The 16,342-nt window shown below is 60.6% G+C and carries 16 protein-coding genes and 1 rRNA gene; 12 read left to right on the top strand and 5 right to left on the bottom strand.

Features of this window, described 5'->3' with window-relative positions; all coding sequences use genetic code 11:
• The first annotated feature begins 95 nt into the window (after nt 1-95).
• The 4 genes from rrf (at nt 96) to AC51GT_RS17710 (ending at nt 3,900) form a co-directional block, all read left to right on the top strand.
• Nucleotides 96-212: ribosomal RNA gene (gene rrf / locus AC51GT_RS17695) — 5S ribosomal RNA — on the top strand.
• 136 nt (nt 213-348) lie between these two features.
• A complete protein-coding gene (locus tag AC51GT_RS17700; RefSeq protein WP_496329604.1) occupies nt 349-1,536 on the top strand; it encodes an ATP-grasp domain-containing protein in 1,188 nt (395 codons plus the stop codon).
• A gap of 121 nt (nt 1,537-1,657) precedes the next feature.
• Nucleotides 1,658-2,116 (top strand): MarR family winged helix-turn-helix transcriptional regulator, encoded by a 459-nt coding sequence (locus AC51GT_RS17705; RefSeq protein ID WP_496329605.1) that lies wholly within the window; start codon nt 1,658-1,660, stop codon nt 2,114-2,116.
• Between the two features lie 5 nt (nt 2,117-2,121).
• Nucleotides 2,122-3,900 carry an AMP-dependent synthetase/ligase gene (locus tag AC51GT_RS17710; RefSeq protein WP_496329807.1) on the top strand — a complete coding sequence of 593 codons (1,779 nt, stop codon included), beginning with the start codon at nt 2,122-2,124 and terminating at the stop codon, nt 3,898-3,900.
• A gap of 56 nt (nt 3,901-3,956) precedes the next feature.
• Here AC51GT_RS17710 and AC51GT_RS17715 read toward each other — a convergent pair whose 3' ends face one another.
• A complete protein-coding gene (locus tag AC51GT_RS17715; protein WP_496329606.1) occupies nt 3,957-4,622 on the bottom strand; it encodes a TetR/AcrR family transcriptional regulator in 666 nt (221 codons plus the stop codon).
• 166 nt (nt 4,623-4,788) lie between these two features.
• On the opposite strand from AC51GT_RS17715, the gene AC51GT_RS17720 reads away from it, so the two are divergent.
• The 5 genes from AC51GT_RS17720 to AC51GT_RS17740 all read left to right on the top strand — a co-directional run bounded on the left by AC51GT_RS17720 (nt 4,789) and on the right by AC51GT_RS17740 (nt 8,802).
• Entirely contained in the window at nt 4,789-6,210 is a 1,422-nt protein-coding gene (locus AC51GT_RS17720; RefSeq protein WP_496329607.1) for a cytochrome P450, read from the top strand.
• 144 nt (nt 6,211-6,354) lie between these two features.
• Nucleotides 6,355-7,656: a TY-Chap domain-containing protein gene (locus AC51GT_RS17725; RefSeq protein WP_496329608.1), complete on the top strand. Its 1,302-nt coding sequence runs from the start codon at nt 6,355-6,357 to the stop codon at nt 7,654-7,656.
• Between the two features lie 150 nt (nt 7,657-7,806).
• On the top strand, nt 7,807-8,091 hold the full coding sequence (locus AC51GT_RS17730; protein ID WP_496329609.1) for a hypothetical protein: 285 nt from the start codon (nt 7,807-7,809) through the stop codon (nt 8,089-8,091).
• Between the two features lie 82 nt (nt 8,092-8,173).
• On the top strand, nt 8,174-8,401 hold the full coding sequence (locus tag AC51GT_RS17735) for a FitA-like ribbon-helix-helix domain-containing protein (RefSeq protein WP_496326967.1): 228 nt from the start codon (nt 8,174-8,176) through the stop codon (nt 8,399-8,401).
• A 2-nt stretch (nt 8,402-8,403) separates the two neighbouring features.
• Entirely contained in the window at nt 8,404-8,802 is a 399-nt protein-coding gene (locus AC51GT_RS17740) for a type II toxin-antitoxin system VapC family toxin (protein ID WP_496329610.1), read from the top strand.
• Nucleotides 8,803-8,898: 96 nt separating this feature from the next.
• On the opposite strand, the gene AC51GT_RS17745 is transcribed toward AC51GT_RS17740, so the two are convergent.
• From AC51GT_RS17745 to AC51GT_RS17755, 3 genes are all read right to left on the bottom strand, one after another.
• Nucleotides 8,899-9,243, bottom strand: a complete 345-nt coding sequence (locus AC51GT_RS17745) for a hypothetical protein (RefSeq protein WP_496326969.1) — start codon at nt 9,241-9,243, stop codon at nt 8,899-8,901.
• A gap of 93 nt (nt 9,244-9,336) precedes the next feature.
• The gene (locus AC51GT_RS17750) at nt 9,337-9,798 is read right to left on the bottom strand and encodes a hypothetical protein (protein ID WP_496329611.1); all 462 of its coding nucleotides are present in this window, start codon (nt 9,796-9,798) and stop codon (nt 9,337-9,339) included.
• 260 nt (nt 9,799-10,058) lie between these two features.
• Nucleotides 10,059-10,574 carry a hypothetical protein gene (locus AC51GT_RS17755; protein ID WP_496329612.1) on the bottom strand — a complete coding sequence of 172 codons (516 nt, stop codon included), beginning with the start codon at nt 10,572-10,574 and terminating at the stop codon, nt 10,059-10,061.
• Nucleotides 10,575-11,182: 608 nt separating this feature from the next.
• On the opposite strand from AC51GT_RS17755, the gene AC51GT_RS17760 reads away from it, so the two are divergent.
• From AC51GT_RS17760 to AC51GT_RS17770, 3 genes are all read left to right on the top strand, one after another.
• Complete coding sequence (locus AC51GT_RS17760; protein ID WP_496326972.1) at nt 11,183-11,641, top strand: hypothetical protein; 459 nt, start codon at nt 11,183-11,185, stop codon at nt 11,639-11,641.
• Nucleotides 11,642-11,719: 78 nt separating this feature from the next.
• Entirely contained in the window at nt 11,720-12,778 is a 1,059-nt protein-coding gene (locus AC51GT_RS17765) for a hypothetical protein (RefSeq protein ID WP_496329613.1), read from the top strand.
• Complete coding sequence (locus tag AC51GT_RS17770) at nt 12,744-13,193, top strand: HD domain-containing protein (RefSeq protein WP_496329614.1); 450 nt, start codon at nt 12,744-12,746, stop codon at nt 13,191-13,193. The genes AC51GT_RS17765 and AC51GT_RS17770 overlap by 35 nt, the downstream gene beginning before the upstream one ends.
• A 132-nt stretch (nt 13,194-13,325) precedes the next feature.
• On the opposite strand, the gene AC51GT_RS17775 is transcribed toward AC51GT_RS17770, so the two are convergent.
• Nucleotides 13,326-16,298: an Eco57I restriction-modification methylase domain-containing protein gene (locus AC51GT_RS17775; RefSeq protein WP_496329615.1), complete on the bottom strand. Its 2,973-nt coding sequence runs from the start codon at nt 16,296-16,298 to the stop codon at nt 13,326-13,328.
• Nucleotides 16,299-16,342: the final 44 nt, after the last annotated feature.

The following is a 16,342-nucleotide window of genomic DNA, read 5'->3' on the forward strand; positions in this document are numbered from 1 at the left end:
GCATCCACTGTGCAATATCTGAAACAACACACAAACAAACAAATGATCAGCACTAATCATTGACTTGATTTGTGACGATGGTTGTTTCACATTGTTACGGCGGCTATAGCGGTAGGGAAACGCCCGGTCCCATTCCGAACCCGGAAGCTAAGCCTACCAGCGCCGATGGTACTGCACCCTAATCAGTGTGGGAGAGTAGGACACCGCCGAACACAATTTGCGAATACCCTGTATCCGATTCCAGCAATGGACTCGAATACAGGGTATTTTGCTATGTCCAGACTATTTCTGAGGTCCTCGACGTTATCTGGGCGCAGCCAGGGCGTCTGGTGCGTAGTATCCGACGATATGAGCACCCCTGAGCCTCGGCTGCTGGTGACCACGTCGCGCATGCCGTTCGCGGTCGATGAAATCCGCAAGCTGGGGGCGGCGGGCAGGGACGTCACCGCTGCCGACACCTTCAGGGCGTCGCCCGGCAGTCATTCGCGGGGTGCAGCGCGGCACGTCCAGGTGCCGGCGCCAGTGCAGGAAACCGCTGCGTTCATCGACGCGGTCGATGCTCTGATCGACAAGCACGAGATCAATTGGCTTCTGCCGATGTTCGAGGAAGTGTTCTACCTCGCCGCGCATCGTGACCGTTTTGAAGGCCGCGCCGAACTGTTCTTCCCGTTGTTCGAGACGTTGGCGAAGGTCCACGACAAGGTGAGCTTCAGTGGGATCTGTGAATCGTTGGGCCTACCGGTGGCGACGTCGATTGTCGCGACGTCGAACAGTGAACTCGTCGAGGCGGTGACGCACTGGGACCACTGGTTCGCTCGGGCGGCCTTCGGACGAGGTGGACTTGATGTCATCACCAACTCCGGCCAGCTGGCCGGGGAAGGATCACTCGAGGACATCACGCCCACCCCCGAGGACCCGTGGCTGGTGCAGGAGTTCCTACGCGGCGTCGACCGGTGCAGCTGGAGCGTGGTTCATCACGGCGAAGTGGTCTTGCACTCCTGCTACGAGCACGCACTCACCATCGACGGTCGCGGTGGCATCGTCTATGAATCGGTGGACTCTCCGGAGTCGCTGAACGCCGCGCAAACCATTGCGCGCGAACTGGATTGGCACGGTCAGATCAGTTTCGACTACCTGATGACAGACGACGGCGTGCACCACATGGTCGAGTGCAATCCGCGCCCGACGGCGGGTTGTACAGTCGCAACGCCGGAGGAGTTCGATGCGGCATTGTTCGGCCCCAGGCCCGACTCCCCGGTCGTGGTCCCGGCCGGACGCAAGCGGGCGATCAAAGCTGCCGCGTTGCGCGATGCGCTGAAACATCCGACCCGTGCGCGTACCGATTTCGCCGCTGTCCGGGGCGCGGGTGATGTCTACGAACAGCCGCACGATCGACTACCGCTGTTGTATTCGGCGTTGTCGTTGCAGCATGTCCTGAAGTACCGCAAGACGTTGGGACTCAGCCGGAACAAAAAGGAAGAACTGATGGCAGCGCAGTTCTTTGACGTCATGTGGAACGGTTCCGCGATCAACTGATCGAGCGCATCGGACCGTAGTGGAAACGCTGCGGGTCCGGCTCACGAGATCAGATCGGCAACCGGCGCGCTGACCGGCGGGCGACCGCCGTCCCCTCTGCCCACAGCGTTATAGTTGCGTCATGCAACACGACAGAAGTGGGGCAGTCGCGCAGGTACACGAAGAACTCGTGTACCTGGTCCGTGAGGTGATGACGGGCGAACGCCCGGCCGAGGGATCGGCCACCTTTGCTCAGCACTCGGTTCTGTCGTACATCGCGCGTCACCCCGGTTGCCGGGCCACCGAGATCTCGGACGCGTTTGAGGTGCACCGCTCGACGGTGTCACGCCAACTTCGGCAATGCGTCGACGCCGGCTGGATCCTGGTGGCACCGGGTCCGGTGCGGCAGGGACACCCGCTCACCTTGACCGACCTGGGCAGCGACGTTCTCGCGGTCACCGACCGCGAGCGACTCACGCAAGTGCAGGACCGCGTCCGGGACTGGTCGACAAGTGACGTCGATGAGTTCGCAACCATGCTTCACCACTTCCGTTCCAAGACCACGCCCGTCCGCACGGGTACCGAGACACCCCGGAGATGACCACAGTGCGTGAGTACACGGCTACAGCAAAGTTCACCATCGCCGACAACGACGCCCTGGTGCGAACCGTCTACCGGCACGCCGAACAGACACCGGACCTGGTGCTGTTCTCCCGTCCGGACGGTGACACCTGGCGCGATGTCACCGCCACCGATTTCGCCGAACTGGTGACCGGCGTCGCCAAGGGACTCATCGCGCGCGGCGTGCAGCCGGGGGACCGGGTGGCATTGCTGTCGGCCACCCGCTTCGAGTGGTCCCTCTTCGACTTCGCCATCTGGGCGGCCGGGGCGGTGTCGGTCCCGATCTACGACTCCTCCTCGTTGGATCAGATCCGGTGGATCGTCGAGGACTCCGGTGCGGTGCTGGCGATCGGGGAATCTGCCGTACACACAGCGGCGTTCGCGACCGTCGGCGTCGACGCCCTGGCCATCGATGAGGGTGCGGTCGACGCACTGGTCGCCGCCGGCCGCGAGCAGAGTGAGAGCAGCGTCCAGGAGCGCATCGCACAGATCCGCGCCGACGACCTCGCGTCCCTGGTGTACACCTCCGGGACCACCGGTCGACCGAAAGGCTGTCGACTCACGCACCGGAACTTCTTGTCCGAGGTCCGTGGCATCCTCACTGCCACCATCGGTACGGTCGCCATCCCCGGCAATCGCATGCTGACGTTCCTGCCGCTGGCGCATGTCCTGGCCCGCGCGGTGTCGCTGGCGATGTTCGAGGCCGGCGGGACGCAGGCGCACTGGTCGGACTTCAGCACCATCGTCGGACAGTTCTCGCGGTTCAAGCCGCACGTCATCCTCGGCGTGCCGCGGGTATTCGAAAAGGTCCGTGACTCCGCCGCACAATCCGCAGCCAAGGGTGGTGCGGCCAAGAAGGCGATCTTCGATTTTGCCGAGAACACCGCGGTGCGCTACAGCGAGGCGCTCGATACGGGCAAGCCGTCGCTGCCGCTGCGGTTGCAGCACAAGGTGGCAGATCGACTCGTGTACTCGAAGCTGAAGTCGGCACTCGGCGGTGAATGCTGGTTGGCCATCTCAGGTGGCGGTGCGCTGATGCCGCGGCTGGGTCATTTCTTCCGCGGTGTGGGTGTGCCGATCTACGAGGGCTACGGCCTGACCGAGTCGACTGCTGCGCACTGCGTGAATGTGCCAGGGGCACAACGGATCGGCAGTGTCGGGCAACCGATGGGCGGCAACAGCGTGCGCATCGCCGAGGACGGCGAGATCGAGCTGGCCGGCGGCGTCATCTTCGACGGCTACTGGCACAACGACCAAGCCACCGCCGACGCCTTCGACGACGGCTGGTTCCGCACCGGTGACCTCGGTGCCCTCGACGACGACGGATTCCTGACCATCACCGGCCGCAAGAAGGACCTACTGGTCACCGCCGGCGGCAAGAACGTGTCTCCGGGCCCTCTCGAGGATCGGATGCGCTCGCATCCGCTGGTCTCGCAGGCCGTGGTGGTCGGCGACGGCCGACCGTTCATCGCTGCGTTGCTGACGGTGGACGCGGACGTGCTCGGGCACTGGGGTGCCGAGAACGGCAAGGCCGACGGAGCCACGGCCGCCGAACTCCGCGACGACCCGGAATTGATTGCGGCACTGCAACTTGCGGTCGACGACGCGAACTCGACCGTCTCCCATTCGGAGGCCGTCAAGAAGTTCACGATCCTCGTCCGGGACCTGACCGAAGAACATGGCGAGCTCACCGCCACGCTGAAGATCAAACGAAACGTGGTCTCCGAGCGGTTCTCCGCCGAGATCGACGCGCTGTATCACTGATTGGCGGCCGAGCGGGACAGTGGTGGCAAGGGGCCGATTGGCCGGATCACGTCAGGTCAGTGCGGATCTTTGTCGATTCTCGATCGTGCAAGGTCTGCCGCGCCTTGGCCCAGTAGTAACCACAGCCCGGTGATGTCGTCGATCAACTGCTCGCGGCTCACCTCTAGATCGCCGTTCACCCACGACAGGATGGTTTGAGCGGTACCGCCGATGACGAATGCCGGACCGGTCGCAGCCAAGGAGTCGCGTTCGAGTTCCACGTCGTGGACGTGTCGGGCGTGTTCGGTCAGCACCATGGTCAAGCCGGCGATGGCAGCGCTACGTTTGCCCTCCTTGTCCACCGTCGTCGGGACGCCGCCGAGGAGGACCAGCGCTTTTCGCCGGTCCGCTCCCAGTACGTCGACAACGGCTTCCACGGCGGCCCGGGCCTGGTCCTCGAGCGATGATCCCACTGTCGCGAGATAGCTGTTGATGGCGGCGGTGCCGACTTCGGCCGCCACGTCATCGATGGTTGCATCGGCCACCTGATCGAGGTCGGCGAAGCTCTCGTAGAAGTACCGCTTGTTCAATTGCGCATCGGCGCAGAGGCCGGCGACCGTCGTCGACCGCCAGCGGTTTTCCGCCATGGCGCTCAGGGCCACATCCAGGAGACGGGATCGTCGCTTCGCCACGCGCGCGGACGTGGTCGCACCCGCGTAACTGCGCTCGCCGACATTCGTCACGGGGTCAAGTCTTCCATCTCCACGATTCCGTACCCCTGACGGTCTTCAGATTGGTACCGTTCTGTGCCAGAAGACGAAGCCGGACGATTGCATGTCGACTGGAGGATCCTATGACCGAACGGACGCAGACGCCATGACGATGTCGCTGGTGCCGTCGAGAGCGACGATGACCGACACGTTCCAACAGGTCGCGGCGCGCGCGGCGTCCCTGTATCCGTCGTCGGTGCAGCCACTTGCCGTTCCGCCGGCGGGTTCCGGACTCCGGCCGGTGATGGGCAACTACGGATTGCCGGTGCTGGGTCACGTATTCGAGAGCGTCGCAGAGCCTTTGGGATTCGCGCGCCGACGCTATCGCGAATTCGGCCCGGTGTCCTGGACCGGTGCGCTCGGATTCAAGATGGCCACCGTGACGGGTCCAGATGCCTTGCAGGAAGTGTGGCTGGACAAGAAGAAGGTCTTCTCGAGCGAAATCGGTTGGCAGCCCATCATCGGTCCGTTCTTTCACCGGGGATTGATGCTTCTCGACTTCGACGAGCACCTCTATCACCGTCGAATCATGCAGCAGGCCTTCACTCGGCCGCGACTCGATGGGTATCTAGCGCTGAGCCGCCCGCTGGTCTCAGAGACGTTGTCCACCTGGACAGTCGGTGACAAGGTTCCGCTGTACGACCGAACGAAAGAGCTGTTGCTGGAGTTGGCGAGTGAGGTGTTCATCGGCGAATCACCCGATGGCGCAACGGCCCGGAAGCTCTCGCATGCCTTCGACGATGCCGTTGTGGGAGGGCAAGCCCTGATCCGACGTGACGGTGTGCCCGGACGGTGGGCCCGCGGTCTGCGCGGACGGCGATACCTGGAGAACTACTTCCGCACCGCGATACCAGGGCGACGCGACAGCGTCAGCGACGATCTGTTCACCGTGCTGTGCCAGTCGCAGACCGACGAGGGAAGTACCTTCAGCGACGAAGACATCACCAACCACATGATCTTCCTGCTGATGGCGGCCCACGACACCAGCACCATCGCGCTCTCGATGCTGATGTACCACCTCGGCAAAGACGAGCGGCTGCAACAACGGCTACGTGAGGAAGTGCAGTCGCTCCCGGATGATGCGTCGATGGACGACCTCAACTCCGCGTCACTGCTCGACGCGGCCTTCAAGGAGTCGCTGCGAATGTACGCGCCGGCCGGGACCCTGTTCCGGCAGGCCACCGCAGACACCAGCATTCTGGACTACTTCATTCCGGCCGGCACCGAGATCGCATTGAGCGTGCACACCTCGATGCGTCTGGATACCTGGTGGGATCGGCCAGATGAGTTCGATCCCAGCCGCTTTGACGATCCAGCCGTCCTCGAGCAGATGCATCGCTACGCCTGGTCACCCTTCGGTGCCGGGGCACACAAGTGCATCGGAATGTACTTCGCCGGTTCGACCGTCAAAGCCATCCTGCACCGTATGCTGCTGGACTTCGAATGGTCGGTGCCCGCGTCCTACACCCCGCTGATGACCTGGGGAACAGGCCCGACACCGGCCGACGGTTTGCCGGTGCGGCTTCGGCGGCGCCGAGTCGCGCACCCACCTGCCGTCTGATCGATCAGAGTCGAGCCTTGCTGGGCTGGCCCGTGTTACTGGGCTTCGTGCAGGTCAGCGAGGGTCACCCCTCGTTGTCGTAGGTGCGTTCTACGGTGTGCCTTGAGGTCATCACCGATGACCAACTGCGCTGGGGAGGGCACCATGGCACGACCAAGTTTCGGTAGGTTTGACGACTTTGATGACGATGATGACTACGGCGACAACCTCGGTACCGAGAGCGGCGTAGAAGCCGATTGGGTCGCACTTGGCAGCCGGCTGGGTGCACAACTCCGACCGTTGCGACGGGACGAGATCGTCGAGGTGGGGCGGACCGACCAACCCCCTGGCTACCAGATGCTGTTGAAGTTCACCGTGACCGGGTCGGGTCGTGTGAGATGCGCGATCGACGGGATGCCTCGTGCGAACTTCGCTGATGCTGACAGCTTTTCGGCGTTGCTGGCTCTGTGTGACGCTGTGGTCAGACTTGGCTGGCGACAGTTGCGCAGTGGTGCATACATCAACGAGGCCAGCAAACGCGATCTCGACAAGCTCTTGGAGGCTGTCGTACGGTTGCTGCGTGATGAGTTCGAGGTAGAGCATCCTCTCTTCGTCATCGTCGGCAACCCGACTGGATCTCGGCCCAAACCGCCGCAGCCCACTGCGTTATCGTCGCGGAGGATCGGGGATGCCGGGGAAGATTCACCAGACCTCGGGACTGTTCCACGTGACACGGCACATCTCCGCGAGATGGCTCACAAGATTCTGAAAGCCCGCTTCGGTGACCGGGTTCAGCTCGAACAGAACGTCATTGGATTCATCACCGATGTTGGCCTACATACGAATATCCTGGTCTCGCCGCAGGCGCTGCGTCTTGAGTTCTGCACGGTGTTGTCCCATCAGATCCCAGACATGGAACTACTCGGTGCGGTGATCGCCGAACACTCGTCGCGCTGGCCCGATGTTTCCATCGTCGTCACCAAAGGTCACGTGTTCGCGGTGCGCGCCATGGAGGCCGCGATCTTCTCTCAAGCCAACTTGCTGGCAGCTCTGGCGGCCTGGCAAGAGTTCTGCAGTGATGGCGCAATCGACATCATCGAGCAACTCCAACCCGAGCCGTGGGACGATTTCGAATGCTCGCTATTCGACGGGGTTCCGGAGCGGTTGATCGACATGGTCGACCGGTACTCCCGCGGGTATCGGTCGGGGCTGACGCCCGATGAGATCGCCCGTGGGTGCAGAGGCAACACCCCGATGCTGCGCCGGTACGCGCGTATCTGTACCGACCAGATCGAACGAATGAACCTAGTGGAATTTGCTTCTCGCTCACAAGGTGGAGGTCCAGAAGCTGTTGCGGGATTTCGACGCGAGCGTGAGGCCATCGAGCAGTTCCTGCCGGTACTGATCGCATCGATAAGCATTGCTGCAGAACTGAATTCGGTCAGGGAAGAGCCTCGGTGGAGCTGATGGGTCGGGTGGGTTCTGAGGGTGTTGGTTTCATGCAGGTGGTCACAGCCATTACGATCTGACACAAAAGTTGGGTGATGGTCGATAGGCGATTGGCGCGGAACTTGTTCGGTGGGCGCCGATTCGACGCGTGCAAGGGGGAACGTATCGATGACCGGCTTCAGGCGGGTGTGGTGGTCTTCATTACTGTGGGCAATCCCTGTGGCGTACCTGGTTTGCGCTGTCGGGTTCACCGGTGCGGTAGTGATCGGGATGATCGGGGACGGTTCCTCGGATTCGGCGTCGGACTATCTCGGTGCCGTCACCGTCAGCTTTTTCCTGTGGGGGACAATTATCTTCCTCAGTACCTGTTATGTCTCGGTTCCCGTGGTGGGTATCGCGATCGCGCTGCTTCGTCATCTGGTGGCTGCTCTCAGATCGTGGCGGCAATCCTAGGGCCAGACGGCCGCACCGCTGATGGTGCAGGTGTCAGTCGCAGACGGTTGCCAACGTCACGATGTGGCGCCATAATGGCGCCATGACGAGCGTGCAGATCAAGGATGTGCCGGAGGATGTTCATGCGATCCTGCGGCGACGTGCCGCTGCGGCTCATCAGTCGCTGCAGGAGTACTTGCTCAGGCACTTGATCGACGAAGCCTCTCGTCCGACTGTCCAAGAGGTCATGGAACGGGCCGGGCAACGTGCAGGTGGGTCGGCAAGTTTTGACGATTCGGTCGGGCTGTTGCAGTCCGAGCGTGGCGAGTAGTCGTGATCGTTGTCGACGCCAGTGTTCTGGTCACGGCGTTGGCGGACGACAACATTGACGGTCTACGGGCCCGGTCACGACTGGTGCAGGAGGTCCTGGCGGCGCCGCAGATCCTCGACCTGGAGGTGGTGTCGGTACTGCGTCGACTCACACAGGCGAAGAAAGTGAACCAACAACGTGCGGAAATGGCGCTCGCCGATCTGATCGATCTTCCGATCCGGCGCAGTGACCATATGCCGCTCCTGAGGCGTTGTTGGCAGCTTCGCGAGAATCTCACGACGTACGACGCTGCCTATGTTGCCTTGGCCGAGGCTCTGGACGTGATTCTGGTGACCGCCGACAGACGCCTCGCGGAGGCTCCGGGCATCCGCTGTGCTGTCGAGGTGCTCGGGACGGGGTAGCAGTTGCGGTCTATCCATCGAGTTGAGTGACAGGCCGCGTGGCTTTCAAACATTCTCCGACTCAGGGCAATCCGGCCCGGATGAACTCGGTGGAGTTCAGCCTCGACGAGCGCCTTCAGCGGGTGCATGTACCGCGAGTCGGTCGATCTGCTCGTGCTTCTTGATGAGGTCCAACCACACCGACCGATCGGACAGCGTCAGTGCGTTTGCCTGCTTCCAGGACCTCCACGGGTCACCAATGGTGTTGAGGTTGAACAAGACCGCGTCGGTGGGGCCGGTGGACAGGGCCTCAGTCAACTCGCCGGACAGGGGCGGCCAGTCATCGCCGGCGTCGTCATACAGCCGCTCAACGGTGCTCGACGATGGCCACTGCCGAAATATCTCGATGAGTGCGGCGTCGGGGAGTTCTGCAGTGACGGAGCGATCGACATCATCGAGCAACTCCACTCCGACGTGGAGAATGAGTTTGAATGCTCCTTGGTTCGTTGCTCCACCCCACGGCCGGATTTACATCACGGCCTCCTGCGTCGTACGTCAGGGTTCGTCGATTGTGCATGGGGTGCTGGAGAATACGGAGAAGTAGACGCTATCGGGCAGCTCTCTCGCTGAGATACCAATTCTGACGCCGCGGTCGTCTTTGTAGACTTTCTCCTCTGGGTACGACGACATTGGACCTCGCGGTTGAAGTCGATAGCCAGATTCGGCGAGAGCCTCGATACGATCGACGGCTTCCGCGATCTGCTCGGGGCGCGCCAGAAGCTCAGATGCCCGGACGCTCCAGGGAGGGCCCTCCCCGATAGCGTTCTTGTGGTAATTGCTGCACGGGGTCAGCGAGGCGTTCTGAGGTGCAATGGCGGTGGTGCCGGGGAAGATCAACCGAACGTTGTCGGTGACGATGGTGCGGGCCTCGGCTTCGGATGTAATTGACGCGTCGCTCTCTGCGTCATTCTCGTCGGCAGACGAGCAACCTGTCAGCAGGAGCACGGTGGCGACCAAGCATAGTCTGGCCGAGCTGTACTTCAGTCGGCGCAGCCTGCTCTCATCCGACAACGCGGAAGTCCCAGCTTTAAGTCGGCGGAATGCGCCGTAGCATCGTATCTTTCGGTCGGCTGGCGTGGTCATTCTGCGCGCCACCGGAGGCCGCAGATCAGCTCCTGCCGCAGCCGGGCAGGCGAGTGTCGGCTCAATACCATCGTTTCCTCAGATTGTTGCTCGACCTCACGGCCGGATTGACACCACGGTCCCTGCGTCGTACGTCACGGTTCGTCAATAGTGCAGGGGGTGCTGGAGAAGACGGAGAAGTAGACGCTGTCGGGGAGCTTTGTTGCCATGATGCCTATCGTGACGCCGCGCTTGTCTTCGTAGGCCTTCTCTTCTGGGAGTGTCGGCAGTGGACCATGCGGCCGAAGGCGATAGCCCGATTCAGCGAGAGCGTCAAGACGTCGGATCGCTTCTGAGACCTGGTCCGGTCCAGTCAGCGATTGAGATGCTTCGGCGGTCCACGGTGGACCCTCCCCGATGGCGTTCTTGTGGTAGTTGCCGCAGGGCGTCAATGTGGCATTCTGCGGCGTGATGGTCGCGATTGCCGGGAACATCAACCTAACGTTGTCGGTCACGATGGTGCGGGCCTCAGCTTCCGATTCGATTGCGGTCTTGTTGGCCTCGTTGCCATCGGATTGTGAACAGCCTGCAGATAGCGCGGCAGTGACAATCGCGAAAACTGTTATCGAAAGGCCGCTTCGCAGTTGCGAGGGGATGGTGTTACGTGACATCGATTGTCGGTCCCAACGCTGGATTGTCGGTCACGCGGGGGGGGGGGGGGCTGGCGAAGAGATAGTTCACGGACACGAGGTCCGCAACGTGCTCAACCGGCTGTCCATCGCGCGTTGTCCATTGCGCGTTGGACTTGGTCAAGCGCGCCGTCGAGGTTCGCTGCGTTGGCGACGGAAGTGGTGGCTGCTTTTCCTAACCCGCCGAGATCCCAGCCTCTCAGCTGACTGATGGTTGGTCCACTAGCGAGGGACCCGGTTGTTCAGTGCACCAGCGGATTTTGCATCGGTGGTGTTGGTGCATACGAGCCCTTGGCGATTTTCATCAAAATCGATACCGAACTCGGGAGGTGGCTGCGGGACAGCCCCGGGTGCGGCCGCCACAGTAGGTGGTGGTGGTGTCGGTTTTGGTGCCATAAGTGTGCCCCCCAAATCTCTGGCCGGCATCGCCGGCCACGTCACGTCGCGGTCCCCACCGCGCGTTCACTATATCTGGAAGTCCGGCACTCGATCGGATCCACGATTCGGTGGACGACTGGGCGTCGTCGCACCCAGAACTGTCGGTACTCGGCGCTATCTTGTCATCAGAGATCGGTTGAGGGGAGGCCACTGTGGATGAATCGGACAAGACATCGGACGTGCAGGAGTGGTTGGGCATGACGACGTGGATCGTCGAGTCGCTCGCCGACAAACCGGTCGGTTTCATCTTCGAGATGGGTCCGAGCGGCTACGTCTATCACGATGATGACGAGGACGAAGACGAGGACGACGTTGCATGTGTTCAGGTCCAGATGCTGGCCGGCGGCGTGATGATGCTTCGGCGTTCGCGGTCGGTGCTCGGCCACTTGTTGATCGCCGACTACTCGTCGGACAAGCTGCCCCTGAACCGTTGGCTCTTCAACGACAACTTCGATGACTGCACTGACGGCTACATCTTCATTCGTGACCCGGAACTCGTCGCCGACGCCTGCGTCACCTGGTTCCGCGACAATTGCGGAACGCGCTCACCCAACGACCTCGGCTGCGAATACCGCTACCCGGACGGGCTTTTGCCGCCGGCGGGGGACTAGCGCCGCGTTTTCGGAGACCGCAGGCGTTCTATCTGCATCGGATGGTTGTTTGAGATTGCTCGGCGTGCAAGGAGCGCTATGGAAATATTGATGCTCGCGCTGTGCAGGGCCACAGTCACATTGCCGCCGCGGCTGATTGCGCGGATGGCCGTCACCGTCAGCCCGTTGCTTCAGCCGTGGCGCGATCTTGTGCCTCGACCCGATGCGACGGACCAACAAGCATGGGAGTGCCTGTGGCGGGATGATGCATTAATCAAATCGGCGATGAAGATTCCGGGGAAGTGGACAGCCAACGCGACATCGGATCGGCTCGCCGACACGGTGGCACTGTATCTGGCGCGTCCAGACGTGCCGGCGGGGCGTATCTCGCTCCTCCGCACACGACTCGATTCGGACCAGCTACGTCGAATTGATCTGCTGCGTACGGTGACTCGCTCTGGAGGCAGCGATCTGGTCTGCCAAGAGATTGTGGCTGAGCCGCCCCCGGGATCGTCGCGAGGCGAACACGTCGGGAAGCGGGAACTGGGGCTGATCGAACGCTATCGACAGGCGGCGCGCGACGCGGACGAGGAGCGTAACAGCAAGGCCAACAACGTTGTCGAACGCATCCTCAGGAAGGATGGTTTGATCGCGCGAGCCGAGGAGGCCCGGCGATCGGATCGGGTCGATCAGTTGCTGACGCTGAAGGCTTGTCTGTTTGGGCGAGGCTCTGTCGCCGCACGCCCCGAGGATGCGGACTTCGGAACGGCGCAGTATTTGTTGACGCTCGGGCGCACCGCATCGGTGTATCACCACAGCGACCCAGAGTTGGGTCAAGTGCTTTCGGTACTACGTCCCATCCTGCGGGCATACATCAACCCGGGGTACACGCCACCGAGGAGCTGGGTGTCTGACCGGCTGCTGATCTTCGGGGAGGCAGGTACTGTGCCACTGGGGTATTCGATCGATGGAGAAGAGGGCAACTATCTCGTTTCGCGGTTCGGCTCTCAGGTGAGCAAGTATCAGGCTCTGGGCAAGATGGCCGGGGAGAATGCCGACGTGCCGCTGCGCGAGCTATGCGATCGTGTGGAGGCGGCGCAGTTGGCCCGTCACCGATGGATTGTTGAACAGCAACAAGGAGGAATCAGCAGCGAGTGAAACCAGTCAGCGAACTGAATCGGACATCGTTGCGATTGCCGATGCGATCGCAGTAGAAGCGCATCGAGGGCAAACGGACAAGCTCGGCAACGACTACATCGACCATCCACGGTCGGTGGCGCGCCGGGTTGACCCCGCGGATGCCACGGCGGTCGCGGCGGCGCTGCTGCACGACGCTGTCGAGGACTCCGAGTTCATCGCATCAGACCTCATGGCTCGCAGCATCCCTGTGGGCGTCGTTGCTGCGGTGCAGCTGCTGACCCGACAGGACGACGTTGCGGATGTGGACTACTGCGCAGCAATCGTCAAAGATCCTGTCGCATTGGCAGTGAAACTCGCAGACCTGTCCGACAATACCGACCCGGCCCGTTTGGGCCTGCTGGACAAGACTCTGCAGATCAACAAGGAGGTGTAACGCCGGGCGGAAACCGTCGAGTATTCCCTAAGCCTTCCACGGTCCTACGGTTGGAGGCCCGCCGTCGTCGTCGAAGCTCCCGACGATCTGATCCGATGTCCACTACCTCAACGGGTACAGTCGCGGAGGCATCTAGCTGCCCACGACTCGGTCAACCAGATCAAGATCGAGTCGATACGCTGCGCTCAAACATGATTCAATTTCGCGTTGCAGGTACGATTTCCGGGCCTGTAGGGACGATTTGATGCTGGCATCCGTCTCGTTCCTTTGAGCCACCGAGACTTTTTGGGCCTCCGTCACCCATTTTGCGATATTCGAAATATCAGTCTTGTTCAGCTTGGGTATAGGGACTGAAACGAGGAATGCTTTGCGGTGCACCGCATATGATCCACGGTACTTTTTACCGTTGACCGTAACGAAGAGGTCAACAACGGGATGAGAAAGTATTGCCTGAATTATCTGAATGGGATAGGGGCATTCTGGCTTCGGGCGGAGCAGATAGTACGGGCCTCCGTCGCCACCCCCCGGCACCACTAGACCATCTGTATCTAAGCCGTAGCGCGGCACAAGGGAAAGGACTCGAACAATCAGTTTCGGATCGTCCATTTGAGCTAGACTCTGGGATCGTCCGTACGCCCAGTATGCTTCGCCCGGATCGGGTGAAACACTTCGTGCGGCCAGCGTTTCGCGGTGTGCTTCGAAATATTCAAGAGCTAGCGGATACGACTCTCGCATAGTCGCTAAATCGTGTGGCGTAGCTTTACGTTTCCCGTTCTTGGCGAACTCAAATCGGTACGGGAATATTGCCCATTTGTCTGGTGATGGCTGGCCATCAAAGGAAGCGATGGTTTGGTCTTTAATCGCGGGTCGAAGGATGGAGCGCTCGATTTTTCGGGTAATCCCTTTGTTGTCAACGAATGTCGCCGTCAAATCCCCGTCGGCCATGGGTGTTGGTGATATGAAATATAGGTCATCGTTCGAAGTCTGGACCCCGACAAAGATGTGAACCCAATTCGGGTCGCCCAGCTTGGCGACTTCGTGTTTTGTCAATTGCTGAAAGAGTGTTGTCTGGTCTTCCGTAGCGATTGGCCAAACCGCGGAGGTGAGGTCACTGCGCGCAACCGTAATCTCGTTCTTCGCTCGAGAAGATCGCCAACTTGTAAGGTCGGACACCAGCTCGAAGAGGGCTGGTTCGGTTGTCTTCGGTCCAGCGACTACGAGTCCGCTGTATGTAGTTCGCCCGGGGAAGACTTGTTCCTCTCCGAAATGGACGAATCGCTCTATGCGCTCGCCGAGTTTACCCCGCACCCCAGCACCTGACATGTGGTTAGTGAAGCGATGTGGGACGATCATTGCTAGGCGGCCGGTAGCTGCGAGCAATTCGAGCGAGCGTTCTATGAAGACAAGCGACAAGTCGAAGTTATGTGCTGCGGGCGCACTATATTTTGAAGATGGGTGTTGGAGGTACGCGAGCTGGTCTGGCATAAAGCTGGATAGTGTCTGGATTCGGACATAAGGTGGGTTACCAATGATGGCCTCGAATCCGTTGCTTGGATATTTCGAACCAAATGACTCGGCGAGATTTGTTGGCATTACCGCAGATCTTCGGTGTGGAATCGACGCGGTGTTAGGCAAAAGCCGATCGAAGTCCTCCCTGACAACGCTGTTGCCAGCAACAATATTGTGTTCGAGATCTGGCAATAGGGCGGTCGCATGCTCTGCGTTTAGAAAATCATCACCGATTACCGCAAGGAGGAGACTTAGGCGTGTGACCTCGACCGCTGCTCCATCGATATCGACCCCAAACAAGTGATCTTTAACAATCTTGGCGCGTTCGTCGAGTTCGACTTTTTTGCCAGCCAATTCGGTGGCTGTAACGAGTTTACTGAACGCATCGAGGAGGAAGGCGCCTGAACCGACTGCTGGGTCCAGGATTCGAAGCGGGTGGACTATTCCATGCTCGATGAACGGCGAGAGCGCGCTCTGGTTTAGTTCGTCGATTACATATGCCGGCGTATGGACGACTCCACCTGCATGGACAATCTCCGGCTTCTTCTCCAGAGCCACGCACCTCTCGTCGTCGATGACGACGTGTTCGGCGAGGTATTGCTCATAGAGTCCAGCGAGGATCTCGGGCCGTAGTACCGCGAATGCGAACTGTGTCCGTGGCCAGTACATCTCCTCGATAATTTTGAGAAGGGTCGTACTATTGACGGTGATGCCATGTAACGCACGGAATATCCCAGCGTTGAATATGTTGTCAGATTCGCGAAAGTGTGTGATGACATCATTGGAATTTGCCGATTCTAGGAGCTTTTTGTAGCGGGAGATATTTCGGTCCTCGCAAACGCGAAGGAATAGCAACGCATTGAGCACCTTCTGGACTCGACGTCCAACCTCGGGCGCTTGTAGCTCCAGATTGAGAGCGGCTATGTCCTCTGCAAGAAGAAGGCGCCAGCGCCTGAACTCAGCTAGGAATGTCAGGTCGAAAGGTGATTCACCGCGAGGCGGGTCGCTGTAGTCGTAGATCTCGTTGAAACGTGAGGTGGACACCGTCTCATAGGAGAGCCGGTCCCAGAGTTCGTCGAACCGTCCGAGATAGTCCTCGAATGTAAACCTGCAACCTGGAATTAGTGCGATATCTGCCTTGTCTCCTGGCCGGGGATTGATCGTGGTGTCGTAGATCGCAGTTTCAGCGAAGTTCGTCAGGACCGCCGCGGGGAGAGAGAGCGACCACCCGTATGTGCGTGCCTGCATCGCGCCGTCGTTCGCTGCCTTCAGCCGAGCCGAGGGCCTTTTTGCTTCGACGGGCATCCGATCACTGCCGTCCACACGGAGCCGATAGTCAGGCCGTCCCCAAACAGCGTCGCTGTCTGAGGCTTGGCGTTCCATAACAACATCCATGAGCATCTGCGGCGCCCCGGCCTCGTTGCGAACATCCCAACCGAGTGCAATCAGAAAGTCATCGATGAAATTGACACGTGCCTCCGTCTCTGTGAACGGGGACTCGGCGGCGGACAGCGCGGCATGCTGTGGCCGATACCGCTCGACGAGAACCTTGATCGTATCGAAGGCTTCGGTCTTCGTGCGACGCTGGAAGGACACATCAGCACCATACTCGCGACGACCGACATCGCAGTTGACCGGCG

It is taken from the genome of Williamsia sp. z34 (genome assembly GCF_059553395.1).